Genomic DNA, 25910 nt, shown 5'->3' with positions numbered 1-25910 from the left:
CTCCGCGAGAAATCAAAGATGTAACCAACGATTGCTGAGCCAAGTTTAGGGTTTCTTAAAAACCCAAAGATGTTTGAACTGAAGAGTTTGATCATGGCTCAGATTGAACGCTGGCGGCAGGCCTAACACATGCAAGTCGAGCGGCAGCACGGGTACTTGTACCTGGTGGCGAGCGGCGGACGGGTGAGTAATGCCTAGGAATCTGCCTGGTAGTGGGGGATAACGCTCGGAAACGGACGCTAATACCGCATACGTCCTACGGGAGAAAGCAGGGGACCTTCGGGCCTTGCGCTATCAGATGAGCCTAGGTCGGATTAGCTAGTTGGTGAGGTAATGGCTCACCAAGGCGACGATCCGTAACTGGTCTGAGAGGATGATCAGTCACACTGGAACTGAGACACGGTCCAGACTCCTACGGGAGGCAGCAGTGGGGAATATTGGACAATGGGCGAAAGCCTGATCCAGCCATGCCGCGTGTGTGAAGAAGGTCTTCGGATTGTAAAGCACTTTAAGTTGGGAGGAAGGGCATTTACCTAATACGTAAGTGTTTTGACGTTACCGACAGAATAAGCACCGGCTAACTCTGTGCCAGCAGCCGCGGTAATACAGAGGGTGCAAGCGTTAATCGGAATTACTGGGCGTAAAGCGCGCGTAGGTGGTTTGTTAAGTTGGATGTGAAATCCCCGGGCTCAACCTGGGAACTGCATTCAAAACTGACAAGCTAGAGTATGGTAGAGGGTGGTGGAATTTCCTGTGTAGCGGTGAAATGCGTAGATATAGGAAGGAACACCAGTGGCGAAGGCGACCACCTGGACTGATACTGACACTGAGGTGCGAAAGCGTGGGGAGCAAACAGGATTAGATACCCTGGTAGTCCACGCCGTAAACGATGTCAACTAGCCGTTGGGAGCCTTGAGCTCTTAGTGGCGCAGCTAACGCATTAAGTTGACCGCCTGGGGAGTACGGCCGCAAGGTTAAAACTCAAATGAATTGACGGGGGCCCGCACAAGCGGTGGAGCATGTGGTTTAATTCGAAGCAACGCGAAGAACCTTACCAGGCCTTGACATCCAATGAACTTTCCAGAGATGGATTGGTGCCTTCGGGAACATTGAGACAGGTGCTGCATGGCTGTCGTCAGCTCGTGTCGTGAGATGTTGGGTTAAGTCCCGTAACGAGCGCAACCCTTGTCCTTAGTTACCAGCACGTCATGGTGGGCACTCTAAGGAGACTGCCGGTGACAAACCGGAGGAAGGTGGGGATGACGTCAAGTCATCATGGCCCTTACGGCCTGGGCTACACACGTGCTACAATGGTCGGTACAGAGGGTTGCCAAGCCGCGAGGTGGAGCTAATCCCAGAAAACCGATCGTAGTCCGGATCGCAGTCTGCAACTCGACTGCGTGAAGTCGGAATCGCTAGTAATCGCGAATCAGAATGTCGCGGTGAATACGTTCCCGGGCCTTGTACACACCGCCCGTCACACCATGGGAGTGGGTTGCACCAGAAGTAGCTAGTCTAACCTTCGGGAGGACGGTTACCACGGTGTGATTCATGACTGGGGTGAAGTCGTAACAAGGTAGCCGTAGGGGAACCTGCGGCTGGATCACCTCCTTAATCGACGACATCAGCTGCTCCATGAGCTCCCACACGAATTGCTTGATTCATTGAAGAAGACGATAAGAAGCAGCCCGAAATTGGGTCTGTAGCTCAGTTGGTTAGAGCGCACCCCTGATAAGGGTGAGGTCGGCAGTTCGAATCTGCCCAGACCCACCAATTTTGCTTGTGTGGGAACGCCTGTAGAAATACGGGGCCATAGCTCAGCTGGGAGAGCGCCTGCCTTGCACGCAGGAGGTCAACGGTTCGATCCCGTTTGGCTCCACCACTACTGCTTCTGTTTGTTGAAAGCTTAGAAATGAGCATTCCGCCAAAACGGTGATGAATGTTGATTTCTAGTCTTTGATTAGATCGTTCTTTAAAAATTTGGGTATGTGATAGAAAGATAGACTGAACGTTACTTTCACTGGTAACGGATCAGGCTAAGGTAAAATTTGTGAGTTCTCTTAGTTGAGAAATTCGAATTTTCGGCGAATGTCGTCTTCACAGTATAACCAGATTGCTTGGGGTTATATGGTCAAGTGAAGAAGCGCATACGGTGGATGCCTTGGCAGTCAGAGGCGATGAAAGACGTGGTAGCCTGCGAAAAGCTTCGGGGAGTCGGCAAACAGACTTTGATCCGGAGATGTCTGAATGGGGGAACCCACCTAACATAAGTTAGGTATCTTAAGCTGAATACATAGGCTTAAGAAGCGAACCAGGGGAACTGAAACATCTAAGTACCCTGAGGAAAAGAAATCAACCGAGATTCCCTTAGTAGTGGCGAGCGAACGGGGACTAGCCCTTAAGTGGCTTTGAGATTAGCGGAACGTTCTGGAAAGTACGGCCATAGTGGGTGATAGCCCTGTACGCGAAAATCTCTTAGTCATGAAATCGAGTAGGACGGAGCACGAGAAACTTTGTCTGAATATGGGGGGACCATCCTCCAAGGCTAAATACTACTGACTGACCGATAGTGAACTAGTACCGTGAGGGAAAGGCGAAAAGAACCCCGGAGAGGGGAGTGAAATAGATCCTGAAACCGTATGCGTACAAGCAGTGGGAGCCCACTTTGTTGGGTGACTGCGTACCTTTTGTATAATGGGTCAGCGACTTATTTTCAGTGGCGAGCTTAACCGAATAGGGGAGGCGTAGCGAAAGCGAGTCTTAATAGGGCGTCTAGTCGCTGGGAATAGACCCGAAACCGGGCGATCTATCCATGGGCAGGTTGAAGGTTGGGTAACACTAACTGGAGGACCGAACCGACTACCGTTGAAAAGTTAGCGGATGACCTGTGGATCGGAGTGAAAGGCTAATCAAGCTCGGAGATAGCTGGTTCTCCTCGAAAGCTATTTAGGTAGCGCCTCATGTATCACTGTAGGGGGTAGAGCACTGTTTCGGCTAGGGGGTCATCCCGACTTACCAAACCGATGCAAACTCCGAATACCTACAAGTGCCGAGCATGGGAGACACACGGCGGGTGCTAACGTCCGTCGTGAAAAGGGAAACAACCCAGACCGTCAGCTAAGGTCCCAAAGTTATGGTTAAGTGGGAAACGATGTGGGAAGGCTTAGACAGCTAGGAGGTTGGCTTAGAAGCAGCCACCCTTTAAAGAAAGCGTAATAGCTCACTAGTCGAGTCGGCCTGCGCGGAAGATGTAACGGGGCTCAAACCATACACCGAAGCTACGGGTATCACTTAGGTGATGCGGTAGAGGAGCGTTCTGTAAGCCTGTGAAGGTGAGTTGAGAAGCTTGCTGGAGGTATCAGAAGTGCGAATGCTGACATGAGTAACGACAATGGGTGTGAAAAACACCCACGCCGAAAGACCAAGGTTTCCTGCGCAACGTTAATCGACGCAGGGTTAGTCGGTCCCTAAGGCGAGGCTGAAAAGCGTAGTCGATGGAAAACAGGTTAATATTCCTGTACTTCTGGTTATTGCGATGGAGGGACGGAGAAGGCTAGGCCAGCTTGGCGTTGGTTGTCCAAGTTTAAGGTGGTAGGCTGGAATCTTAGGTAAATCCGGGATTCTAAGGCCGAGAGCTGATGACGAGTGTTCTTTTAGAACACGAAGTGGTTGATGCCATGCTTCCAAGAAAAGCTTCTAAGCTTCAGGTAACCAGGAACCGTACCCCAAACCGACACAGGTGGTTGGGTAGAGAATACCAAGGCGCTTGAGAGAACTCGGGTGAAGGAACTAGGCAAAATGGCACCGTAACTTCGGGAGAAGGTGCGCCGGTGAGGGTGAAGCATTTACTGCGTAAGCCCATGCCGGTCGAAGATACCAGGCCGCTGCGACTGTTTATTAAAAACACAGCACTCTGCAAACACGAAAGTGGACGTATAGGGTGTGACGCCTGCCCGGTGCCGGAAGGTTAATTGATGGGGTTAGCTAACGCGAAGCTCTTGATCGAAGCCCCGGTAAACGGCGGCCGTAACTATAACGGTCCTAAGGTAGCGAAATTCCTTGTCGGGTAAGTTCCGACCTGCACGAATGGCGTAACGATGGCGGCGCTGTCTCCACCCGAGACTCAGTGAAATTGAAATCGCTGTGAAGATGCAGTGTATCCGCGGCTAGACGGAAAGACCCCGTGAACCTTTACTATAGCTTTGCACTGGACTTTGAATTTGCTTGTGTAGGATAGGTGGGAGGCTTTGAAGCGTGGACGCCAGTTCGCGTGGAGCCAACCTTGAAATACCACCCTGGCAACTTTGAGGTTCTAACTCAGGTCCGTTATCCGGATCGAGGACAGTGTATGGTGGGTAGTTTGACTGGGGCGGTCTCCTCCTAAAGAGTAACGGAGGAGTACGAAGGTGCGCTCAGACCGGTCGGAAATCGGTCGTAGAGTATAAAGGCAAAAGCGCGCTTGACTGCGAGACAGACACGTCGAGCAGGTACGAAAGTAGGTCTTAGTGATCCGGTGGTTCTGTATGGAAGGGCCATCGCTCAACGGATAAAAGGTACTCCGGGGATAACAGGCTGATACCGCCCAAGAGTTCATATCGACGGCGGTGTTTGGCACCTCGATGTCGGCTCATCACATCCTGGGGCTGAAGCCGGTCCCAAGGGTATGGCTGTTCGCCATTTAAAGTGGTACGCGAGCTGGGTTTAGAACGTCGTGAGACAGTTCGGTCCCTATCTGCCGTGGACGTTTGAGATTTGAGAGGGGCTGCTCCTAGTACGAGAGGACCGGAGTGGACGAACCTCTGGTGTTCCGGTTGTCACGCCAGTGGCATTGCCGGGTAGCTATGTTCGGAATAGATAACCGCTGAAAGCATCTAAGCGGGAAACTAGCCTCAAGATGAGATCTCACTGGGACCTTGAGTCCCCTGAAGGGCCGTCGAAGACTACGACGTTGATAGGTTGGGTGTGTAAGCGCTGTGAGGCGTTGAGCTAACCAATACTAATTGCCCGTGAGGCTTGACCATATAACACCCAAGCAATTTGCTTGCTTCGAGCTGAAAAGCGAAAGAGCACCAGATTGCGGTGTGTGAAGACGAAACGAACCGAAAGTTCGAAACTGCTCACAAAACACCGAGATCTATCACATACCCATTCGCTGGAGCGTAAACCCGTAAGGGCAAACGAGCCGGCTCCCGAATTTCTTGACGACCATAGAGCATTGGAACCACCTGATCCCATCCCGAACTCAGCAGTGAAACGATGCATCGCCGATGGTAGTGTGGGGTTTCCCCATGTGAGAGTAGGTCATCGTCAAGATTAAATTCCGAAACCCCTATCTGCGTATGCAGGTAGGGGTTTTGTTTTGCCCGAAGAAAAATCCGGCCAATAGGGTTTCTATGCAACGGCTCGGGGCATGGCTATCATTCGGGCCTCATTGTGAGGCGATACTTGCATGCTGACGTTGTTAAAGCTTCTCAAGGATGGCAAATTCCATTCAGGCCAGGCCTTGGGCATGGCCCTGGGTATCAGCCGTAGTGCCGTATGGAAACAGCTCCAGCATCTGGAGGCTGAGTTGGGTTTATCAATCCATAAGGTGCGCGGACGCGGCTATCAATTGGCTGCACCATTGACGTTGCTCGATCCTGTTGAAATAGACCGCAAGTCGCCCGCTTGCGGTTGGCCTGTCCAGGTCTTTGATTCTATCGACTCCACTAACGCTGAAGCCCTGCGCGCAATCGAGCGGGGGCAAGCTGCGCCCTTTTTGGTGCTTGCAGAGCGGCAAACGGCTGGCCGCGGACGGCGAGGTCGTAAGTGGGTGAGCCCGTTCGCGGAAAACATCTACTACAGCCTGGTGCTGCGCATCGAGGGTGGGATGCGACAGCTGGAGGGCTTGAGCTTGGTTGTTGGGCTCGCCGTAATGCACTCCTTGCGAAAGCAAGGTGTTCCTGGTGTCGGGCTGAAGTGGCCTAATGATCTTCTTGTGGGGCAAAAAAAAATCGCCGGCATACTGCTTGAGCTGGTAGGTGATCCCGCTGATGTGTGTCATGTAGTGCTAGGTGTAGGCATCAATGTAAACATGCAGTCGGCTGACGAAGTCGATCAGCAGTGGACGTCCATGCGGCTAGAGTCTGGCCAAGTGTTTGATCGCAATCAGTTGGTGGCGGACCTGGGGCTTGTGCTGCAGGCATATCTGAATCGACATCAGAGCGATGGGTTTGCCGCTATCCATGCTGAGTGGGAGCAAAACCATCTATGGCAAGGGCGAGCTGTGTCGTTGATTGCCGGTGTTAACCAGATAGATGGGGTTGTAATGGGTATCGACAGGCAGGGTGCCTTGCGCTTGAAGGTGGGCGAAGTGGAAAAAATCTTTAGTGGTGGTGAGCTCAGCCTGAGGTTGCGTGATGATTCTTGAGCTCGACTGCGGAAACAGTTTTATCAAGTGGCGTGTGCTGGGTGCGGACGTCCGGCTGGTGATCGCAGAAGGTGTGGTCGATTCGGACCTTGCGTTGCTGGAGAGTTTGAATCGGCTCAATGATTTGGTTCTGAATCACTGTCGCCTGGTAAGTGTTAGAACCGGCGAAGAAACCAGCGCTTTGATTTCTCTTCTGAGTCAGGCGTTTGGGGTGTCTGTGATATGCGCGGCACCTGCCCGTGAAACATCCGGCGTGCGTAACGGCTACGAGGATTATGAAAAACTGGGTCTCGATCGCTGGCTTGCGATGCTCGGAGGGTTTCATCTCGCTTCGGGCGCATGCCTTGTATTGGATTTTGGTACCGCGGTCACTGCTGACTTTATAGCCGGTGATGGAGAGCATCTGGGAGGATTCATTTGTCCAGGTATGCCTTTGATGCGCAACCAGCTGCGCACCCACACCCGTCGAATCCGTTACGGGGATCTTGCAGCTGAGCGTGCTCTGGAAAGTCTTGTTCCTGGCCGTACAACCGTGGAAGCGGTTGAGAGGGGGTGTTCCTTGATGCTTCGGGGGTTTGTCCTGACCCAGCTCCAGTTGGCGCGTAGCTACTGGGGGGAGCATTTCACAGTATTCCTTACTGGAGGGGATGCGGACCTGGTTTCTGAAGTCGTGCCTGAAGCCAGGGTGGTTCCTGATCTCGTTTTTGTCGGTTTGGCTATGGCGTGTCCTTTGCCCTGAGGTTCTTATGCGTTGGTTGTTTCTGCTGCTGCTCGTCCTCAATGTGTTTTATTACATCTGGCATCAACAAGAGGCGCCACTTCGCGCGAAAGATGTAACGCCTCTAAGTCTGTATCGGGGTTCCCAGCAGGACATTCGCTTGTTGAGCGAGGCGCCTGACGCTGCTCGTGATAAGGGAAAGCCACCCCAGGCGGACAATGATTGTCTCTATGTAGGAGGTTTTGCTCGGCAGGACGCCCAGCAGGCAATTGAACGTCGATTAAATGGCATGGATGTCAAGGTTCAGTCTTTGCCAAAGGATTCTCCTGAGGTAGGGGGATACTGGGTTCGTGTAGCGCCCGAAAGCCGGCGATTACTGGACGACTCGAAGCTGCAAAACCTTTCCAAAGAATTCAATGAGTTAAAACATAAAATAATGCCGTGCGAGGGGGTTGCACCTGTCGAATAGTTTGCATAGAATGGCGCCCGCTTCGCAGTGAACACCTTTAACGGTAAACGTCGCGAAGCGGTGTCAACGCAGCTAACCTCAGGTTTTTTATGAGAAAATGCTTGACAGAAGGCTGGCATGATATAGAATGCCGGCTCGCTTAGGAGGGGTTCCCGAGCGGCCAAAGGGATCAGACTGTAAATCTGACGTCTACGACTTCGAAGGTTCGAATCCTTCCCCCTCCACCATTTTTAGCGAGAGCTGCAAGCTCCGCGGGTATAGTTTAGTGGTAGAACCTCAGCCTTCCAAGCTGATGATGCGGGTTCGATTCCCGCTACCCGCTCCAAGTTTGCAGATCCTGCAAAGTGTTGCGCTCTTGTAGCTCAGTTGGTAGAGCACACCCTTGGTAAGGGTGAGGTCAGCGGTTCAAGTCCGCTCAAGAGCTCCATATAACAAGGCAGATATGAAAATATCTGCCTTTGTTTTAATGGCTGATGTTACTTGCTCAATTCTTCTGCTAGGGGTTATTTCGATGGCTAAGGAAAAGTTCGAACGTAATAAGCCGCACGTCAACGTGGGCACCATTGGTCACGTAGACCATGGCAAAACTACTTTGACAGCTGCCTTGACCCGTGTCTGCTCCGAAGTTTTCGGTTCGGCAAAGGTCGACTTCGACAAGATCGATAGCGCCCCAGAAGAAAAAGCTCGTGGCATCACCATCAACACCGCTCACGTTGAATACGATTCGGCCGTGCGTCACTACGCACACGTTGACTGCCCAGGTCACGCCGACTACGTAAAAAACATGATTACCGGTGCTGCTCAGATGGATGGCGCGATTCTGGTTTGCTCGGCCGCTGATGGTCCGATGCCGCAAACCCGTGAGCACATCTTGCTCTCTCGCCAGGTTGGCGTTCCGTACATCGTTGTCTTCCTGAACAAGGCTGACATGGTTGATGATGCTGAGCTGCTGGAATTGGTTGAGATGGAAGTGCGTGATCTGCTGAGCACTTATGATTTCCCAGGTGATGACACTCCAATCATCATCGGTTCTGCGCTGATGGCGTTGAACGGTCAAGATGACAACGAGATGGGCACAACTGCCGTCAAGAAGTTGGTTGAGACTCTGGATAGCTACATTCCGCAGCCTGAGCGCGCTATTGATAAGCCGTTCCTGATGCCGATCGAGGACGTGTTCTCGATCTCCGGTCGCGGTACTGTTGTGACTGGCCGTGTTGAGCGTGGCATTGTTCGCATTCAGGAAGAAGTTGAGATTGTCGGTCTTCGTGACACTGTCAAAACTACTTGTACGGGTGTTGAGATGTTCCGCAAACTGCTCGACGAAGGTCGTGCTGGCGAGAACTGTGGGGTGCTGCTGCGCGGTACCAAGCGTGATGATGTTGAGCGTGGCCAGGTTTTGGTCAAGCCAGGCACTGTCAAGCCGCACACCAAGTTCACTGCAGAGGTTTACGTTCTGAGCAAGGAAGAAGGCGGGCGCCACACTCCGTTCTTCAAAGGCTACCGTCCACAGTTCTACTTCCGTACTACGGATGTGACCGGTAACTGCGAACTGCCAGAAGGCGTTGAAATGGTGATGCCAGGTGATAACGTTCAGATGACCGTTACCCTGATCAAAACCATCGCGATGGAAGATGGTCTTCGTTTCGCTATCCGTGAAGGCGGTCGTACCGTCGGCGCTGGTGTCGTAGCTAAAGTCATCGAGTAAGTTGTTGTAATGTCTTTTTCGGGCCGGCATAATGGTCGGCCTGATTTTGTTTTAGGTCAGTAGCTCAATTGGCAGAGCGACGGTCTCCAAAACCGTAGGTTGGGGGTTCGATTCCCTCCTGACCTGCCAGATTCACTTGGTGTGTCTGGCTTTCTTTTCACAGGATCTTCATAGATGACTCCTAAAGCTGAAGCTCAAGGCTCTCGCTTCGATCTGCTCAAGTGGCTAGTAGTAGTCGCTTTGGTGGTTGTTGGCGTTGTTGGCAATCAGTATTACTCTGCTTCGCCGATCCTGTACCGCGTACTAGCTTTGCTTGCCATTGCTGCTGTAGCTGCCTTTGTAGGCCTGCAGACAGTCAAGGGCAAGTCTTTCTTTGTACTGGTTAAGGAAGCTCGCACCGAGATTCGTAAAGTCGTATGGCCAACTCGCCAAGAAACCACGCAGACCACGTTGATTGTAGTGGCTGTTGTTCTGGTTATGGCGTTGCTGTTGTGGGGGCTTGATTCCCTGCTCGGCTGGCTTGTTTCCTTGATTGTCGGCTAAGGGTGTCCCGTGGCTAAGCGTTGGTACGTTGTGCATGCTTACTCCGGTTACGAGAAGCATGTCATGCGCTCGTTGTTAGAGCGCGTAAAGCTGGCTGGCATGGAAGATGGCTTCGGCGAAATTCTGGTTCCCACTGAAGAAGTGGTTGAAATGCGTAATGGCCAGAAACGCAAAAGCGAGCGCAAGTTCTTCCCAGGTTACGTGCTGGTTCAGATGGACATGAATGAGGGTACTTGGCACTTGGTCAAGGATACTCCTCGGGTGATGGGTTTCATCGGCGGTACTGCTGATAAACCTGCGCCAATCACAGATAAAGAGGCAGAAGCGATTCTGCGTCGCGTTGCTGATGGTAGCGACAAGCCGAAGCCGAAGACTCTCTTCGAGCCAGGCGAATCGGTGCGCGTCAACGACGGGCCGTTTGCTGATTTTACTGGCACGGTCGAAGAAGTTAACTACGAAAAGAGCCGGATCCAAGTGGCGGTGCTCATTTTCGGTCGCTCTACTCCGGTAGAGCTAGAGTTCAGCCAGGTCGAAAAGGTCTAGCCGAACAAGCATCCCAACCCCGCAGCCCTAGGCTGTGGGGTTTTGTCGTCACTGGGATAAACGCGCAAGTAACCGGGGAGCCTTTCGAGGCGTTCGAACCCGTAATTGGAGTGCCTCATGGCCAAGAAGATTACCGCTTACATCAAGCTGCAAGTGAAGGCCGCTCAGGCTAACCCAAGCCCACCTGTTGGTCCTGCTCTGGGTCAGCACGGCGTGAACATCATGGAATTCTGCAAGGCTTTCAACGCCCGTACTCAGGGTCTTGAAGCTGGTCTGCCGACTCCAGTGATCATCACTGTCTATAGCGACCGTAGCTTCACTTTCGAAACCAAATCCACACCTGCTTCGGTTCTGCTGAAGAAAGCTGCTGGTCTGACTAGCGGTTCGGCTCGTCCGAACACTGTCAAGGTTGGCACCGTTACCCGTGCTCAGCTGGAAGAAATCGCGAAAACCAAAAACGCGGATCTGACTGCAGCTGATATGGACGCGGCCGTGCGTACTATCGCCGGTTCTGCTCGTAGCATGGGCCTTAACGTGGAGGGTGTGTAATGGCTAAGTTGACCAAACGTCAAAAGGCTATCGCCGGCAAAATCGAAGCAGGCAAGTCCTACAACTTTGTAGACGCTGCCGCTCTGCTGGCCGAGCTGTCGACTGTCAAGTTCAGCGAGTCGTTTGACGTTGCTGTAAACCTGGGCGTTGACCCGCGTAAATCCGACCAGGTCGTTCGTAGCGCTACTGTGCTGCCACACGGCACTGGCAAGACTGTTCGCGTAGCTGTGTTCACCCAGGGTCCAGCTGCTGAGGCCGCTCTGGCTGCCGGCGCTGACCGTGTAGGTATGGACGACCTGGCTGCCGAAATGAAAGGCGGCGACCTGAACTATGACGTAGTTATCGCATCCCCGGATGCAATGCGCGTTGTTGGTCAGTTGGGTCAGATCCTCGGTCCACGTGGCCTGATGCCTAACCCTAAAGTCGGCACCGTAACTCCAGACGTAGCTACCGCGGTTAAAAACGCCAAGGCTGGTCAGGTTCGTTATCGCACCGACAAAAACGGCATCATCCACACTTCCGTTGGCAAGGTCGGTTTCGACGCTGTCAAGCTGAAGGAAAACGTTGAAGCCCTGATCGCTGATCTGAAGCGTATCAAGCCAGCTTCCTCGAAAGGCATTTACGTCAAGCGCGTTACCCTGAGCACCACCATGGGTCCAGGTCTGGTCATCGACCAAGGCTCGCTCGACGCGTAAGACACAGGTTGGCGCAAGCGATTGCGCCAATTGAAAGATTGGGGTCCCTGCCTGGCGGGGGCTATCCAAGACCGTAGGCGACGCAAGTCTTAAACCTCAAGCCTACGCAGATGGTGCTCCCGGTTCCTTACCGAATCAGACACCAAAACGACATCCGGCTCCGGTTGGATGAAACGGTAACAAGCAGGAGTTAAACCCGTGGCAATTAAACTCGAAGACAAGAAGGCCATCGTCGCTGAAGTCAACGAGGCTGCCAATGTTGCCCTGTCTGCTGTTGTGGCTGATGCCCGCGGCGTGACAGTAAGCGCTATGACCGGACTCCGTAAAGAGGCTCGTGAAGCTGGCGTTTACGTACGTGTTGTACGTAACACCCTGCTCAAGCGCGCCGTTGCTGGCACTCAATATGACGTGCTCAACGACGTGTTCACTGGCCCGACCTTGATTGCATTCTCCAAAGAACATCCGGGCGCTGCTGCTCGTATCTTCAAAGAGTTCGCAAAAGGTCAGGATAAGTTCGAGATCAAGGCAGCTGCGTTCGAGGGCAAGTTCCTCGCAGCTAATCAGATCGACGTACTGGCAAGTCTGCCGACCCGTGACGAAGCAATTTCTCAGCTGATGAGCGTGATTCAAGGCGCAACCAGCAAATTGGCTCGTACTCTGGCGGCCCTTCGCGACCAGAAAGAAGCTGCCGCAGCCTAAGGCTGAGCGACTCCTTTCAGCGTTTATTGTTTATTTCGATGGCCGCGTAGGCTGTCACCCCAATACAGGAATTTATAGTCATGTCTCTGACTAACGACCAAATCATCGAAGCAATCGGCGAAAAATCCGTTCTGGAAATCGTTGAGCTGATCAAGGCCATGGAAGAGAAGTTCGGCGTTTCCGCTGCCGCTGCTTCCGCTGGTCCAGCTGCTGTCGCTGCTGTTGTTGAAGAACAAACTGAATTCAACGTCATGCTGCTGGAAGCTGGCGAGAAGAAAGTTAACGTGATCAAGGCAGTACGTGAACTGACCGGTCTGGGCTTGAAAGAAGCCAAGGCTGTAGTTGACGGCGCTCCTGGCGTGGTACTGGAAGCTGTTTCGAAAGACGCAGCTGACAAAGCCAAAGCCACTCTGGAAGAAGCAGGCGCTAAAGTCGAGCTGAAGTAAGCATCGACTTTGCGTCTCCAGCCCGAGCGTTAAGCGAAAGGCTGATGGCTGGTGGCTCTTGCCACCGGCCTTTTTCCGTTATTGGCAGCCGACTGGGTCGGTGCTGATAACGAGCTGTAACCACCCGATGCGGTGGCGCAAACCATGGGGTTTGCACGATTTTCTGGCTGCTCCCGTCGGGAGGGGCCAAACAAGCAGGTGACCAAGCTGGGGAACGCTGATGGCTTACTCATATACTGAGAAAAAACGTATCCGCAAGGACTTTAGCAAGTTGCCGGACGTCATGGATGTGCCGTACCTCCTGGCCATCCAGCTGGATTCGTATCGTGAATTCTTGCAAGCGGGAGCGACTAAAGATCAGTTCCGCGACGTGGGCCTGCATGCGGCCTTCAAATCCGTTTTCCCGATCATCAGCTACTCCGGCAATGCTGCGCTGGAGTACGTCGGTTATCGCTTGGGCGAACCGGCATTTGATGTCAAAGAATGCGTATTGCGCGGTGTAACTTACGCCGTACCTTTGCGGGTAAAAGTGCGCCTGATCATTTTCGACAAAGAATCGTCGAACAAAGCGATCAAGGACATCAAAGAGCAAGAAGTCTACATGGGTGAAATCCCCCTGATGACTGAGAACGGTACCTTCGTAATCAACGGTACCGAGCGTGTAATCGTTTCCCAGCTGCACCGTTCCCCGGGCGTGTTCTTCGACCACGACCGTGGCAAGACGCACAGCTCCGGTAAACTGCTGTACTCCGCGCGCATCATTCCTTACCGCGGTTCGTGGTTGGACTTCGAGTTCGATCCGAAAGACTGTGTGTTCGTGCGTATCGACCGTCGTCGCAAGCTGCCTGCATCGGTATTGCTGCGCGCGCTCGGCTATACCACTGAAGAAGTGCTGGACGCGTTCTACACCACCAACGTTTTCCATCTGAGCGGCGAAACCCTCAGCCTGGAACTGATTGCTTCGCGTCTGCGTGGTGAAATCGCTGTACTTGATATTCAGGACGAGAAGGGCAAGGTCATCGTTGAGGCTGGTCGCCGTATTACTGCGCGCCACATCAACCAGATCGAAAAAGCCGGTCTCAAGACCCTGGAAGTGCCTTTGGACTACGTCCTGGGTCGCACTACCGCCAAGGCCATCGTGCATCCGGCAACCGGCGAAATCCTGGCAGAGTGCAACACCGAGCTGAACACCGAGATCCTGGCAAAAGTTGCCAAGGCCCAGGTTGTTCGCATCGAAACTCTGTACACCAACGATATCGACTGCGGTCCGTTCGTCTCCGACACTCTGAAGATCGACTCCACCAGCAACCAATTGGAAGCGCTGGTCGAAATCTATCGCATGATGCGTCCAGGCGAGCCGCCAACCAAAGACGCTGCCGAGACTCTGTTCAACAACCTGTTCTTCAGCCCTGAGCGCTATGACCTGTCTGCGGTCGGCCGGATGAAGTTCAACCGTCGTATCGGTCGTACCGAGATCGAAGGTTCGGGCGTGTTGTGCAAAGAAGACATCGTTGCTGTTCTGAAGACTCTGGTCGACATCCGTAACGGTAAGGGCATCGTCGATGACATCGACCACCTGGGTAACCGTCGTGTTCGCTGCGTAGGCGAAATGGCCGAGAACCAGTTCCGCGTTGGCCTGGTACGTGTTGAGCGTGCGGTCAAAGAGCGTCTGTCGATGGCTGAAAGCGAAGGCCTGATGCCGCAAGACCTGATCAACGCCAAGCCAGTGGCTGCGGCGGTGAAAGAGTTCTTCGGTTCCAGTCAGCTTTCCCAGTTCATGGACCAGAACAACCCGCTGTCCGAGATCACCCACAAGCGTCGTGTGTCTGCACTCGGCCCTGGCGGTTTGACTCGTGAGCGTGCTGGCTTTGAAGTTCGTGACGTACACCCGACTCACTACGGTCGTGTATGCCCGATTGAAACGCCGGAAGGTCCGAACATCGGCCTGATCAACTCCCTGGCCGCCTATGCGCGCACCAACCAGTACGGCTTCCTCGAGAGCCCGTACCGTGTGGTGAAAGACGCTCTGGTCACTGACGAGATCGTGTTCCTGTCCGCCATCGAAGAAGCTGATCACGTGATCGCTCAGGCTTCGGCCACGATGAACGACAAGAAAATGCTGATCGACGAGCTGGTAGCTGTTCGTCACTTGAACGAGTTCACCGTCAAGGCGCCGGAAGACGTCACCTTGATGGACGTATCGCCGAAGCAGGTAGTTTCGGTTGCAGCGTCGCTGATCCCGTTCCTCGAGCACGATGACGCCAACCGTGCGTTGATGGGTTCGAACATGCAGCGTCAAGCTGTACCAACCCTGCGCGCTGACAAGCCGCTGGTCGGTACCGGCATGGAGCGTAACGTAGCCCGTGACTCCGGCGTTTGCGTCGTGGCTCGTCGTGGCGGCGTGATCGACTCCGTTGATGCAAGCCGTATCGTGGTTCGTGTTGCTGATGACGAAGTTGAAACCGGTGAAGCCGGTGTCGACATCTACAACCTGACCAAATACACCCGCTCCAACCAGAACACCTGCATCAACCAGCGTCCGCTGGTGCGTAAAGGTGATCGGGTTCAGCGCAGCGATATCATGGCCGATGGTCCGTCCACCGACATGGGTGAGCTGGCACTGGGTCAGAACATGCGCATCGCGTTCATGGCCTGGAACGGTTACAACTTCGAAGACTCCATCTGCCTGTCGGAACGAGTTGTTCAAGAAGATCGCTTCACCACGATCCACATTCAGGAACTGACCTGTGTGGCGCGTGACACCAAGCTTGGGCCAGAGGAAATCACTGCAGACATCCCGAACGTGGGTGAAGCTGCACTGAACAAGCTGGACGAAGCCGGTATCGTTTACGTAGGTGCTGAAGTTGGCGCAGGCGACATTCTGGTAGGTAAGGTCACTCCGAAAGGCGAGACCCAACTGACTCCGGAAGAGAAGCTGTTGCGTGCCATCTTCGGTGAAAAAGCCAGCGACGTTAAAGACACCTCCCTGCGCGTGCCTACCGGCACCAAGGGTACCGTCATCGACGTACAGGTCTTCACCCGTGACGGCGTTGAGCGTGATGCTCGTGCACTGTCCATCGAGAAGACTCAACTCGACGAGATCCGCAAGGATCTGAACGAAGAGTTCCGTATCGTTGAAGGCGCAACTTTCGAACGTCTGCGTTCCGCTCTGGTCGGCCACAAAGCCGAAGGCGGCGCCGGCCTGAAGAAAGGTCAGGACATCACCGACGAAGTTCTCGACGGTCTTGAGCATGGTCAGTGGTTCAAACTGCGCATGACCGAAGATGCTCTGAACGAGCAGCTCGAGAAGGCTCAGGCCTACATCGTTGATCGTCGCCGTCTGCTGGACGACAAGTTCGAAGATAAGAAGCGCAAACTGCAGCAAGGCGATGACCTGGCTCCAGGCGTGCTGAAAATCGTCAAGGTTTACCTGGCAATCCGTCGCCGCATCCAGCCGGGCGACAAGATGGCCGGTCGTCACGGTAACAAAGGTGTGGTCTCCGTGATCATGCCGGTTGAAGACATGCCGCACGATGCCAATGGCACCCCGGTCGACGTCGTCCTCAACCCGTTGGGCGTACCTTCGCGTATGAACGTTGGTCAGATCCTTGAAACCCACCTTGGCCTCGCGGCTAAAGGTCTGGGCGAGAAGATCAACCGGATGATCGAAGAGCAGCGCAAAGTCGCTGAGCTTCGTAAATTCCTCGACGAGATCTACAACCAGATCGGCGGTCGTAACGAAGATCTGGATAGCTTCTCCGACCAGGAAATCCTGGATCTGGCGAAGAACCTGCGTGGCGGCGTTCCAATGGCCACTCCAGTGTTCGACGGTGCCAAGGAAAGCGAAATCAAGGCCATGCTGAAACTGGCAGACCTGCCAGAAAGCGGCCAGATGCAGCTGACCGACGGCCGTACCGGCAACAAGTTCGAGCGCCCGGTTACTGTTGGCTACATGTACATGCTGAAGCTGAACCACTTGGTAGACGACAAGATGCACGCTCGTTCTACCGGTTCGTACAGCCTGGTTACCCAGCAGCCGCTGGGTGGTAAGGCACAGTTCGGTGGTCAGCGTTTCGGGGAGATGGAGGTCTGGGCACTGGAAGCATACGGTGCTGCTTACACTCTGCAAGAAATGCTCACAGTGAAGTCGGACGATGTGAACGGCCGTACCAAGATGTACAAAAACATCGTGGATGGCGATCACCGTATGGAGCCGGGCATGCCCGAGTCTTTCAACGTGTTGATCAAGGAAATTCGTTCCCTCGGCATCGATATCGATCTGGAAACCGAATAACACGTGACGCGAATCGAGAGCGGGGCAGGATTGCCCGCTCTCTGCTCCGCCAGGAGGAAAGGCCTTGAAAGACCTACTGAATTTGCTGAAAAACCAGGGTCAAGTCGAAGAGTTCGACGCCATCCGTATTGGATTGGCATCGCCTGAGATGATCCGTTCGTGGTCGTTCGGTGAAGTTAAAAAGCCGGAAACCATCAACTACCGTACGTTCAAACCTGAGCGTGACGGCCTGTTCTGCGCCAAGATCTTTGGCCCGGTAAAGGATTACGAGTGCCTGTGCGGTAAGTACAAGCGCTTGAAGCACCGCGGTGTGATCTGCGAGAAGTGCGGCGTTGAAGTCGCGCTGGCTAAAGTTCGTCGTGAGCGCATGGCGCACATCGAACTCGCTTCGCCGGTTGCCCACATCTGGTTCCTGAAATCGCTGCCGTCGCGTATCGGCTTGCTGATGGACATGACCCTGCGTGATATCGAACGCGTTCTCTACTTCGAGAGCTACGTCGTTATCGACCCGGGCATGACCACCCTTGAAAAAGGTCAGCTGCTGAACGATGAGCAGTACTTCGAAGCGCTGGAAGAGTTCGGCGACGATTTCGATGCCCGTATGGGTGCCGAAGCAGTCCGTGAACTGCTGCACGCTATCGACCTGGAACACGAGATTGGCCGTCTGCGTGAAGAAATTCCGCAAACCAACTCCGAAACCAAAATCAAGAAGCTGTCCAAGCGTCTGAAGTTGATGGAAGCCTTCCAGGGTTCCGGCAACCTTCCAGAATGGATGGTGCTGACCGTTCTGCCGGTTCTGCCGCCAGATCTGCGTCCACTGGTCCCGCTGGATGGCGGTCGCTTCGCGACTTCCGACCTCAACGATCTGTATCGTCGAGTGATCAACCGTAACAACCGCTTGAAGCGCCTGCTTGATCTGTCCGCTCCGGACATCATCGTGCGCAACGAAAAGCGTATGTTGCAGGAAGCCGTCGATGCACTGCTCGACAACGGTCGTCGTGGCCGCGCTATCACCGGTTCGAACAAGCGTCCTCTGAAATCCCTGGCTGACATGATCAAGGGTAAGCAAGGTCGTTTCCGTCAGAACTTGCTCGGTAAGCGTGTTGACTACTCCGGTCGTTCGGTAATTACCGTAGGTCCAACCCTGCGTCTGCACCAGTGCGGTCTGCCGAAGAAAATGGCTCTCGAGCTGTTCAAGCCGTTCATTTTCGGCAAGCTGGAAATGCGTGGTCTCGCTACCACCATCAAAGCTGCCAAGAAGATGGTTGAGCGCGAGCTGCCAGAGGTTTGGGACGTTCTCGCTGAAGTGATCCGTGAACACCCGGTTCTCCTCAACCGTGCACCGACCCTTCACCGTCTGGGTATCCAGGCGTTTGAACCAGTACTGATCGAAGGCAAGGCTATCCAGCTGCACCCTCTGGTCTGTGCTGCGTACAACGCCGACTTCGACGGCGACCAAATGGCCGTGCACGTACCGCTGACACTGGAAGCCCAGTTGGAAGCGCGTGCGTTGATGATGTCGACCAACAACATTCTGTCGCCAGCCAACGGTGAGCCAATCATCGTTCCGTCGCAGGACGTTGTATTGGGTCTGTACTACATGACTCGTGAAGCGATCAACGCCAAGGGCGAAGGTCGTGTGTTCGCGGATCTGCAAGAAGTTGACCGTGTGTTCCGTGCCGGCGAAGCCGCACTGCACGCTAAAGTCAAAGTGCGGATCAACGAAACCGTCAACGATCGTGATGGTGGCAGCGTCAAGAACACCCGTATCGTCGACACCACCGTTGGCCGTGCGCTGTTGTTCCAGGTTGTTCCACCTGGCCTGTCGTACGACGTCGTCAACCAGCCGATGAAGAAAAAAGCGATCTCCAAGCTGATCAACCAGTGCTACCGCGTGGTTGGTTTGAAAGAGACCGTGATCTTCGCTGACCAGTTGATGTACACCGGTTTTGCCTATTCGACCATTTCCGGCGTTTCCATCGGTGTTAACGACTTCGTTATCCCGGATGAAAAAGCCCGCATCATCGGTGCTGCTACCGACGAAGTGAAAGAGATCGAAAGTCAGTACGCCTCCGGCCTGGTAACCCAGGGCGAGAAGTACAACAAAGTGATCGACCTTTGGTCCAAGGCGAACGACGAAGTTTCCAAGGCGATGATGGCCAACCTCTCGAAAGAGAAAGTCATCGACCGTCATGGCGTCGAAGTCGACCAAGAGTCCTTCAACTCGATGTACATGATGGCCGACTCGGGCGCACGGGGTTCTGCTGCGCAGATCCGTCAGCTCGCCGGTATGCGTGGCCTGATGGCCAAGCCGGACGGTTCCATCATCGAAACGCCGATTACTGCGAACTTCCGTGAAGGTTTGAGCGTACTTCAGTACTTCATCTCGACTCACGGTGCTCGTAAAGGTTTGGCGGATACCGCGTTGAAAACTGCGAACTCCGGTTACCTGACTCGTCGTCTGGTAGACGTGGCGCAGGATCTGGTTGTGACCGAGATCGATTGCGGCACCGAGCATGGCCTGGTAATGACTCCGCACATTGAAGGCGGTGACGTTGTTGAGCCGCTGGGTGAGCGCGTATTGGGTCGTGTCATTGCCCGTGACGTGTTCAAGCCAGGTACCGAAGAAATCATCGTTCCTGCCGGTACATTGGTAGACGAGAAGTGGGTTGAGTTCATTGAGCTGAACAGCATCGATGAAGTGATCGTGCGTTCGCCGATCAGCTGCGAAACCCGCTACGGCATTTGCGCCAAGTGCTACGGCCGTGACTTGGCTCGTGGTCACCAGGTGAACATCGGTGAAGCGGTCGGCGTTATCGCTGCCCAGTCCATCGGTGAGCCGGGTACCCAGCTGACCATGCGTACGTTCCACATCGGTGGTGCGGCAAGCCGGACCTCCGCAGCTGACAGCGTTCAGGTGAAGAATGGCGGTACCGTCCGTCTGCATAACCTGAAGCACGTTGAGCGAGTGGATGGTTGCCTGGTTGCTGTGTCCCGTTCCGGTGAGCTGGCAATCGCTGATGACTTCGGTCGTGAGCGCGAGCGTTACAAGCTGCCGTACGGTGCTGTGATTTCGGTTAAAGAAGGTGACAAGGTCGACGCTGGCGCAATCGTGGCCAAGTGGGATCCGCACACTCACCCAATCGTTACCGAAATGAAAGGTACCGTGACCTACGTGGGCATGGAAGAAGGCATCACGATCAAGCGTCAGACTGACGAATTGACCGGTATGACCAACATTGAAGTACTCGACGCCAAAGACCGTCCAGCTGCCGGTAAGGACATCCGTCCTGCCGTTAAGATGGTCGGTGTCGATGGCAAGGATCTGCTGCTGCCAGGTACCGACGTACCGGCTCAGTACTTCCTGCCGGCTAACGCCCTGGTCGGTGTAGCGGATGGTGTGCAGGTTGCGATCGGTGATGTTATCGCCCGTATCCCGCAAGAAACTTCGAAAACCCGTGACATCACCGGTGGTCTGCCGCGTGTTGCCGACCTGTTCGAAGCCCGTCGTCCGAAAGAAGCCTCGATCTTGGCTGAAGTCAGCGGCACCATCGCGTTCGGTAAAGAGACCAAAGGCAAGCGCCGTCTGGTCATTACCCCGAACGACGGTAGCGATCCGTACGAAGAGCTGATTCCGAAGTGGCGTCACCTGAACGTCTTCGAAGGCGAACAGGTAAACCGCGGCGAAGTTATCTCCGACGGTCCAAGCGATCCACACGACATCTTGCGTCTGCTGGGTGTGAGTGCGCTGGCCAAGTACATCGTGAACGAGATCCAGGACGTTTATCGTCTGCAAGGCGTGAAGATCAACGATAAGCACATCGAGACCATCCTGCGTCAGATGCTGCGTAAAGTTGAAATCGCTGAATCCGGCGATTCCAGTTTCATCAAGGGCGACCAGATGGAATTGACTCACGTTCTGGTAGAGAACGAGCGTCTGGCTGGCGACGAGAAATTCGTTTCCAAGTTCACTCGCGTGCTGTTGGGTATCACCAAGGCGTCGTTGTCCACCGAATCGTTCATCTCGGCGGCTTCCTTCCAGGAAACCACTCGTGTACTGACCGAAGCGGCGGTAACCGGCAAGCGCGATTACCTGCGCGGCCTGAAAGAAAACGTGGTTGTGGGTCGTCTGATCCCGGCCGGTACCGGTCTGGCTTATCACAGCGAACGTAAGCGCCGCCGTGATGCTGACAAACCGTTGCGCGTAAGCGCCAGTGAAGTGGAAGCTGCACTGACCGAAGCATTGAACTCGAGCGGTAACTGAGTTCAGCAGTAAATAAGCGTGGGGCCCCGGCCTTTCCGTTCATCGAATCGAGACAATTTGTCGAGGTTGGATGAGCGGGGAGGTTGGGGCCTTGCCTTGACTGGGGACAAGATCCTCTTTAGACTCTTGTACCCCTAAATTTGGCGGGAATTCGTTCCTGCCATTTTGCTTTTCTTGCAAGACAATAGCGTCGCAAGACAACAGTGGAGCTAGTAGATGGCAACTATCAACCAGCTGGTACGTCAGCCGCGTAAGCGTATCGTCGAGAAATCCGACGTACCTGCGCTGCAGAACTGCCCGCAACGTCGTGGCGTATGCACCCGTGTGTATACCACCACGCCGAAAAAACCTAACTCGGCACTGCGTAAAGTATGCCGTGTGCGCCTGACCAACGGTTTCGAGGTTTCCTCGTACATCGGCGGTGAAGGCCACAACTTGCAAGAGCACAGCGTGGTACTGATCCGCGGCGGTCGTGTAAAAGACTTGCCAGGTGTTCGTTACCACACCGTACGCGGTTCTTTGGATACTTCCGGCGTTAAAGGTCGTAACCAGGGTCGTTCGAAGTACGGTACCAAGAAGCCTAAGTAGTAGCGGCTTTTTGTAAAAACTGATTTTCTATTTTTCTGAGTCGATAAGAGTAAGGTCGGAGGCGTCCCGAAAGGGCACCGATTCCGAGCGAACCTGAAGACCGTTTGAGGGCTTATCCATGCCAAGAAGACGCGTAGCAGCCAAGCGCGAAGTGCTTGACGATCCAAAATACGGAAGCCAAATCCTGGCCAAGTTCATGAACCACGTTATGGAAAGCGGCAAGAAAGCCGTTGCCGAACGTATCGTTTATGGCGCGCTGGAAAAGGTTAAAGAACGCAAGAACAGCGATCCCCTGGAAATCTTCGAGAAAGCTCTCGACGCCATCGCTCCGCTGGTCGAAGTGAAGTCGCGCCGTGTAGGCGGTGCTACTTACCAGGTTCCGGTCGAAGTTCGCCCGTCCCGTCGTAACGCCCTGGCAATGCGCTGGTTGGTAGACTTCGCCCGCAAGCGCGGCGAGAAGTCTATGGCTCTGCGTTTGGCTGGCGAACTGTTGGACGCCGCTGAAGGTAAAGGTGCTGCAGTTAAGAAGCGTGAAGACGTGCACCGTATGGCTGAAGCCAACAAGGCTTTCTCGCACTACCGCTTCTAATTTTAGCGTCACTAATTTTGCGAGGGCTTTATGGCTCGTACTACACCGATTAATCGCTACCGTAACATTGGTATCGTTGCTCACGTGGATGCTGGTAAAACCACCACCACCGAGCGCGTCCTTTTTTACACTGGCAAAAGTCACAAAATGGGCGAGGTGCATGACGGCGCCGCGACCACAGACTGGATGGTGCAGGAGCAGGAGCGTGGTATTACCATTACTTCTGCTGCCATTACCGCCTTCTGGCAGGGTTCCGAGAAGCAGCACAAGGACCAATACCGCTTCAACGTCATCGACACCCCGGGCCACGTTGACTTCACTATTGAAGTTGAACGTTCCCTGCGTGTTCTCGACGGCGCGGTTGTTGTGTTCTGCGGCACCTCGGGTGTTGAGCCTCAGTCGGAAACCGTATGGCGTCAAGCCAACAAATACGGCGTTCCACGTCTTGTTTACGTAAACAAGATGGACCGTGCTGGTGCCAACTTCCTGCGCGTGATCGGTCAGATCAAGCAGCGTCTGGGTCACACTCCGGTGCCAATCCAGTTGGCTATCGGTTCCGAAGACAACTTCCAGGGTCAGATCGATCTGATGGCTATGGAAGCTGTTTATTGGAATGATTCTGACAAAGGTATGGTTCCAGTTCGTAAGCCTATCCCTGCTGAACTGCAGGAACTGGCTGACGAGTGGCGCGGTAACATGGTTGAGGCTGCGGCCGAAGCCAGCGAAGAGCTGATGAACAAGTACCTCGAAGGTGAAGAACTCACCAACGAGGAAATCAAGGCCGCTCTGCGTCAGCGTACTATCGCTGGTGAGATCGTTCTGGCTGTTTGCGGTTCTTCCTTCAAGAACAAGGGTGTTCCCCTGGTTCTCGACGCCGTTATCGATTACCTGCCTGCGCCTGTTGATATTCCTGCCATCAAGGGTACTGACCCGGATGACGAGACTATCGATCTGGAGCGTCATGCAGACGATAACGAACCGTTCTCCGCTCTGGCATTCAAAATTGCCACTGACCCATTCGTGGGTACCTTGACCTTCGTTCGAGTTTACTCGGGCGTGTTGGCCTCCGGCGACGGCGTGATCAACTCGGTTAAAGGCAAGAAAGAGCGCGTGGGTCGTATGGTGCAAATGCACGCAAACGCCCGTGAAGAAATCAAGGAAGTACGCGCTGGTGACATCGCGGCCTTGATCGGCATGAAGGACGTCACCACTGGTGAGACTTTGTGCAACGCTGACAAGCCAATCATCCTGGTTCGCATGGACTTCCCGGAGCCGGTTATTTCGGTTGCCGTAGAGCCTAAGACCAAGGACGACCAGGAAAAAATGGGTATCGCTCTGGGCAAACTTGCTCAGGAAGACCCGTCTTTCCGCGTCAAAACTGATGAAGAGACTGGTCAAACGATCATCTCCGGCATGGGCGAGTTGCACCTGGACATCCTGGTTGACCGGATGCGCCGTGAGTTCAACGTCGAAGCCAACATCGGTAAGCCTCAAGTTTCGTACCGTGAGCGCATCACGAAGAGCTGCGAAATCGAAGGCAAGTTCGTTCGTCAATCCGGTGGTCGTGGCCAGTTCGGTCATTGCTGGATTCGTTTTGCTCCTGCTGACGAAGGTCAGGAAGGTCTGCAATTCCTGAACGAAGTAGTGGGTGGTGTGGTTCCTAAGGAATACATCCCGGCTATCCAGAAGGGTATCGAAGAGCAGATGAAGAACGGCGTAGTTGCCGGCTATCCGCTGATCGGCCTGAAGGCTACCGTGTTTGATGGTTCCTACCACGACGTCGACTCCAACGAGATGGCGTTTAAGGTGGCTGCTTCCATGGCGACCAAGCAACTGGCCCAGAAGGGCGGTGGTGAGTTGCTCGAGCCGATCATGGCGGTAGAGGTTGTTACGCCTGAAGACTATATGGGTGACGTGATGGGCGACCTTAACCGTCGTCGCGGCATGATCCTGGGTATGGAAGACACGGTTTCCGGCAAAGTGATTCGCGCCGAGGTTCCGTTGGGTGAGATGTTCGGTTATGCGACCGACGTCCGTTCCATGTCCCAAGGTCGCGCAAGCTACTCTATGGAATTCAAAAAATACAATACGGCTCCGTCGCACATCGTCGAAACCGTTACCAAAAAACAAGGCTGATTCAGCCCCTTTAGGCTAGGAGTTAATTGTCGTGGCTAAAGAAAAATTTGACCGTACCCTCCCGCACGTCAACGTTGGCACCATCGGTCACGTCGACCACGGTAAAACCACGCTGACCGCTGCTCTGACTCGCGTCTGCTCCGAAGTTTTCGGTTCGGCTGTTGTTGCTTTCGATAAAATCGACAGCGCTCCAGAAGAAAAGGCTCGTGGTATCACCATCAACACCGCACACGTTGAATACAACTCGCTGATCCGTCACTACGCTCACGTTGACTGCCCAGGTCACGCTGACTATGTGAAGAACATGATCACCGGTGCTGCTCAAATGGACGGCGCTATTCTGGTTTGCTCGGCCGCTGATGGTCCGATGCCACAAACCCGTGAGCACATCCTGTTGTCCCGTCAGGTTGGCGTTCCGTACATCGTTGTCTTCCTGAACAAGGCTGACATGGTTGACGACGCTGAGCTGCTGGAACTGGTTGAGATGGAAGTGCGCGATCTGCTGAGTACTTACGACTTCCCAGGTGACGACACTCCGATCATCATCGGTTCGGCTCTGATGGCTCTGAACGGCCAAGACGACAACGAAATGGGCACCACTGCCGTTCGTAAACTGGTTGAGACTCTGGACAGCTACATCCCAGATCCAGTCCGTGTTATCGACAAGCCGTTCCTGATGCCAATCGAAGACGTATTCTCGATCTCCGGTCGCGGTACTGTTGTAACTGGTCGTATCGAGCGCGGTATCGTCAAGGTTCAGGATCCACTGGAAATCGTTGGTCTGCGTGACACTACCGTCACCACCTGCACCGGTGTTGAAATGTTCCGTAAGCTGCTCGACGAAGGTCGTGCTGGCGAGAACTGCGGCGTGCTGCTGCGCGGCACCAAGCGTGACGACGTTGAGCGTGGCCAGGTTCTGGTCAAGCCAGGTTCGGTTAAGCCGCACACTACCTTCGAAGCTGAAGTGTACGTGTTGAGCAAAGAAGAAGGCGGTCGTCACACTCCGTTCTTCAAAGGCTACCGTCCACAGTTCTACTTCCGGACCACTGACGTGACCGGTAACTGCGAACTGCCGGAAGGCGTTGAAATGGTAATGCCAGGCGACAACATCAAAATGGTTGTCACCCTGATCAAAACCATCGCAATGGAAGATGGTCTGCGTTTCGCTATTCGTGAAGGCGGTCGTACCGTCGGCGCTGGCGTCGTAGCCAAAATCATCGCTTAATAAGTGATGACTTGAAAAAGCCCCCGCCTAGCGGGGGC

At 54.1% G+C, this 25910-nt stretch carries 16 protein-coding genes, 6 tRNA genes and 3 rRNA genes; all 25 read left to right on the top strand.

Annotated features, from left to right (window positions below; all coding sequences use genetic code 11):
* Nucleotides 1–75: 75 nt before the first annotated feature.
* The 25 genes from LOY68_RS28830 to tuf (LOY68_RS28710) all read left to right on the top strand — a co-directional run bounded on the left by LOY68_RS28830 (nucleotide 76) and on the right by tuf (LOY68_RS28710) (nucleotide 25872).
* Nucleotides 76–1614, top strand: a 16S ribosomal RNA gene (locus LOY68_RS28830).
* A gap of 82 nt (nucleotides 1615–1696) precedes the next feature.
* Nucleotides 1697–1773 (top strand) — tRNA-Ile (locus tag LOY68_RS28825).
* Between the two features lie 33 nt (nucleotides 1774–1806).
* A tRNA-Ala gene (locus tag LOY68_RS28820) sits at nucleotides 1807–1882 on the top strand.
* Nucleotides 1883–2129: 247 nt separating this feature from the next.
* Nucleotides 2130–5021 (top strand): 23S ribosomal RNA (locus LOY68_RS28815).
* Between the two features lie 176 nt (nucleotides 5022–5197).
* Nucleotides 5198–5313 (top strand): 5S ribosomal RNA (gene rrf / locus LOY68_RS28810).
* Together the 16S, 23S and 5S rRNA genes with 2 tRNA genes alongside form the textbook arrangement of a ribosomal RNA operon.
* A 136-nt stretch (nucleotides 5314–5449) precedes the next feature.
* Nucleotides 5450–6409, top strand: coding sequence for a bifunctional biotin--[acetyl-CoA-carboxylase] ligase/biotin operon repressor BirA (gene birA, locus LOY68_RS28805; RefSeq protein WP_265041249.1), 960 nt, complete (start codon nucleotides 5450–5452; stop codon nucleotides 6407–6409).
* The gene (locus tag LOY68_RS28800; protein WP_265041248.1) at nucleotides 6399–7148 is read left to right on the top strand and encodes a pantothenate kinase; all 750 of its coding nucleotides are present in this window, start codon (nucleotides 6399–6401) and stop codon (nucleotides 7146–7148) included. The genes birA and LOY68_RS28800 overlap by 11 nt, the downstream gene beginning before the upstream one ends.
* Before the next feature lie 7 nt (nucleotides 7149–7155).
* Entirely contained in the window at nucleotides 7156–7596 is a 441-nt protein-coding gene (locus LOY68_RS28795; protein WP_265041247.1) for a hypothetical protein, read from the top strand.
* Between the two features lie 142 nt (nucleotides 7597–7738).
* Nucleotides 7739–7823: transfer RNA gene (locus LOY68_RS28790), tRNA-Tyr, on the top strand.
* Nucleotides 7824–7847: 24 nt separating this feature from the next.
* Nucleotides 7848–7921: transfer RNA gene (locus LOY68_RS28785), tRNA-Gly, on the top strand.
* A 26-nt stretch (nucleotides 7922–7947) separates the two neighbouring features.
* Nucleotides 7948–8023: transfer RNA gene (locus tag LOY68_RS28780), tRNA-Thr, on the top strand.
* Between the two features lie 84 nt (nucleotides 8024–8107).
* Nucleotides 8108–9301: an elongation factor Tu gene (gene tuf / locus LOY68_RS28775; protein ID WP_007896619.1), complete on the top strand. Its 1194-nt coding sequence runs from the start codon at nucleotides 8108–8110 to the stop codon at nucleotides 9299–9301.
* 53 nt (nucleotides 9302–9354) lie between these two features.
* Nucleotides 9355–9430 (top strand) — tRNA-Trp (locus LOY68_RS28770).
* A 45-nt stretch (nucleotides 9431–9475) separates the two neighbouring features.
* Entirely contained in the window at nucleotides 9476–9844 is a 369-nt protein-coding gene (gene secE / locus LOY68_RS28765; protein WP_008145488.1) for a preprotein translocase subunit SecE, read from the top strand.
* A 9-nt stretch (nucleotides 9845–9853) separates the two neighbouring features.
* The gene (nusG, locus tag LOY68_RS28760) at nucleotides 9854–10387 is read left to right on the top strand and encodes a transcription termination/antitermination protein NusG (protein WP_054052239.1); all 534 of its coding nucleotides are present in this window, start codon (nucleotides 9854–9856) and stop codon (nucleotides 10385–10387) included.
* Between the two features lie 117 nt (nucleotides 10388–10504).
* Complete coding sequence (gene rplK / locus LOY68_RS28755; RefSeq protein ID WP_003228756.1) at nucleotides 10505–10936, top strand: 50S ribosomal protein L11; 432 nt, start codon at nucleotides 10505–10507, stop codon at nucleotides 10934–10936.
* Complete coding sequence (gene rplA, locus LOY68_RS28750; protein ID WP_007896626.1) at nucleotides 10936–11631, top strand: 50S ribosomal protein L1; 696 nt, start codon at nucleotides 10936–10938, stop codon at nucleotides 11629–11631. Before rplK ends, rplA begins: the two co-directional genes overlap by 1 nt.
* A gap of 198 nt (nucleotides 11632–11829) precedes the next feature.
* Nucleotides 11830–12330, top strand: a complete 501-nt coding sequence (gene rplJ / locus LOY68_RS28745; protein WP_028621539.1) for a 50S ribosomal protein L10 — start codon at nucleotides 11830–11832, stop codon at nucleotides 12328–12330.
* 80 nt (nucleotides 12331–12410) lie between these two features.
* Nucleotides 12411–12776 carry a 50S ribosomal protein L7/L12 gene (gene rplL / locus LOY68_RS28740; RefSeq protein ID WP_008145490.1) on the top strand — a complete coding sequence of 122 codons (366 nt, stop codon included), beginning with the start codon at nucleotides 12411–12413 and terminating at the stop codon, nucleotides 12774–12776.
* A 220-nt stretch (nucleotides 12777–12996) separates the two neighbouring features.
* On the top strand, nucleotides 12997–17070 hold the full coding sequence (gene rpoB / locus LOY68_RS28735; protein WP_163911346.1) for a DNA-directed RNA polymerase subunit beta: 4074 nt from the start codon (nucleotides 12997–12999) through the stop codon (nucleotides 17068–17070).
* A gap of 64 nt (nucleotides 17071–17134) precedes the next feature.
* Entirely contained in the window at nucleotides 17135–21334 is a 4200-nt protein-coding gene (gene rpoC, locus LOY68_RS28730) for a DNA-directed RNA polymerase subunit beta' (RefSeq protein WP_123404365.1), read from the top strand.
* A 216-nt stretch (nucleotides 21335–21550) separates the two neighbouring features.
* The gene (gene rpsL, locus LOY68_RS28725; RefSeq protein ID WP_002555494.1) at nucleotides 21551–21922 is read left to right on the top strand and encodes a 30S ribosomal protein S12; all 372 of its coding nucleotides are present in this window, start codon (nucleotides 21551–21553) and stop codon (nucleotides 21920–21922) included.
* Nucleotides 21923–22040: 118 nt separating this feature from the next.
* On the top strand, nucleotides 22041–22511 hold the full coding sequence (rpsG, locus tag LOY68_RS28720; protein ID WP_002555493.1) for a 30S ribosomal protein S7: 471 nt from the start codon (nucleotides 22041–22043) through the stop codon (nucleotides 22509–22511).
* A 30-nt stretch (nucleotides 22512–22541) separates the two neighbouring features.
* The gene (gene fusA / locus LOY68_RS28715) at nucleotides 22542–24647 is read left to right on the top strand and encodes an elongation factor G (RefSeq protein WP_054052247.1); all 2106 of its coding nucleotides are present in this window, start codon (nucleotides 22542–22544) and stop codon (nucleotides 24645–24647) included.
* Nucleotides 24648–24678: 31 nt separating this feature from the next.
* Nucleotides 24679–25872, top strand: coding sequence for an elongation factor Tu (tuf, locus tag LOY68_RS28710; protein ID WP_008145495.1), 1194 nt, complete (start codon nucleotides 24679–24681; stop codon nucleotides 25870–25872).
* Nucleotides 25873–25910 lie beyond the last annotated feature (38 nt).

It is taken from the genome of Pseudomonas sp. B21-053, assembly GCF_026016365.1.
Lineage (GTDB): Bacteria > Pseudomonadota > Gammaproteobacteria > Pseudomonadales > Pseudomonadaceae > Aquipseudomonas > Aquipseudomonas nunensis.
The sequence above is the reverse complement of the archived record's forward strand: the minus strand, read 5'-3'. Positions and strand labels throughout refer to the sequence as shown.

What these genes read in the sequence shown, in the direction of transcription:
- birA (WP_265041249.1), top strand. Translation starts at nt 5,450, where the DNA reads ATGCTGACGTTGTTAAAGCTTCTCAAGGATGGCAAATTCCATTCAGGC.
- LOY68_RS28800 (WP_265041248.1), top strand. Translation starts at nt 6,399, where the DNA reads ATGATTCTTGAGCTCGACTGCGGAAACAGTTTTATCAAGTGGCGTGTG.
- LOY68_RS28795 (WP_265041247.1), top strand. Translation starts at nt 7,156, where the DNA reads ATGCGTTGGTTGTTTCTGCTGCTGCTCGTCCTCAATGTGTTTTATTAC.
- tuf (WP_007896619.1), top strand. Translation starts at nt 8,108, where the DNA reads ATGGCTAAGGAAAAGTTCGAACGTAATAAGCCGCACGTCAACGTGGGC.
- secE (WP_008145488.1), top strand. Translation starts at nt 9,476, where the DNA reads ATGACTCCTAAAGCTGAAGCTCAAGGCTCTCGCTTCGATCTGCTCAAG.
- rplK (WP_003228756.1), top strand. Translation starts at nt 10,505, where the DNA reads ATGGCCAAGAAGATTACCGCTTACATCAAGCTGCAAGTGAAGGCCGCT.
- rplA (WP_007896626.1), top strand. Translation starts at nt 10,936, where the DNA reads ATGGCTAAGTTGACCAAACGTCAAAAGGCTATCGCCGGCAAAATCGAA.
- rplL (WP_008145490.1), top strand. Translation starts at nt 12,411, where the DNA reads ATGTCTCTGACTAACGACCAAATCATCGAAGCAATCGGCGAAAAATCC.
- rpoB (WP_163911346.1), top strand. Translation starts at nt 12,997, where the DNA reads ATGGCTTACTCATATACTGAGAAAAAACGTATCCGCAAGGACTTTAGC.
- rpsL (WP_002555494.1), top strand. Translation starts at nt 21,551, where the DNA reads ATGGCAACTATCAACCAGCTGGTACGTCAGCCGCGTAAGCGTATCGTC.
- rpsG (WP_002555493.1), top strand. Translation starts at nt 22,041, where the DNA reads ATGCCAAGAAGACGCGTAGCAGCCAAGCGCGAAGTGCTTGACGATCCA.
- fusA (WP_054052247.1), top strand. Translation starts at nt 22,542, where the DNA reads ATGGCTCGTACTACACCGATTAATCGCTACCGTAACATTGGTATCGTT.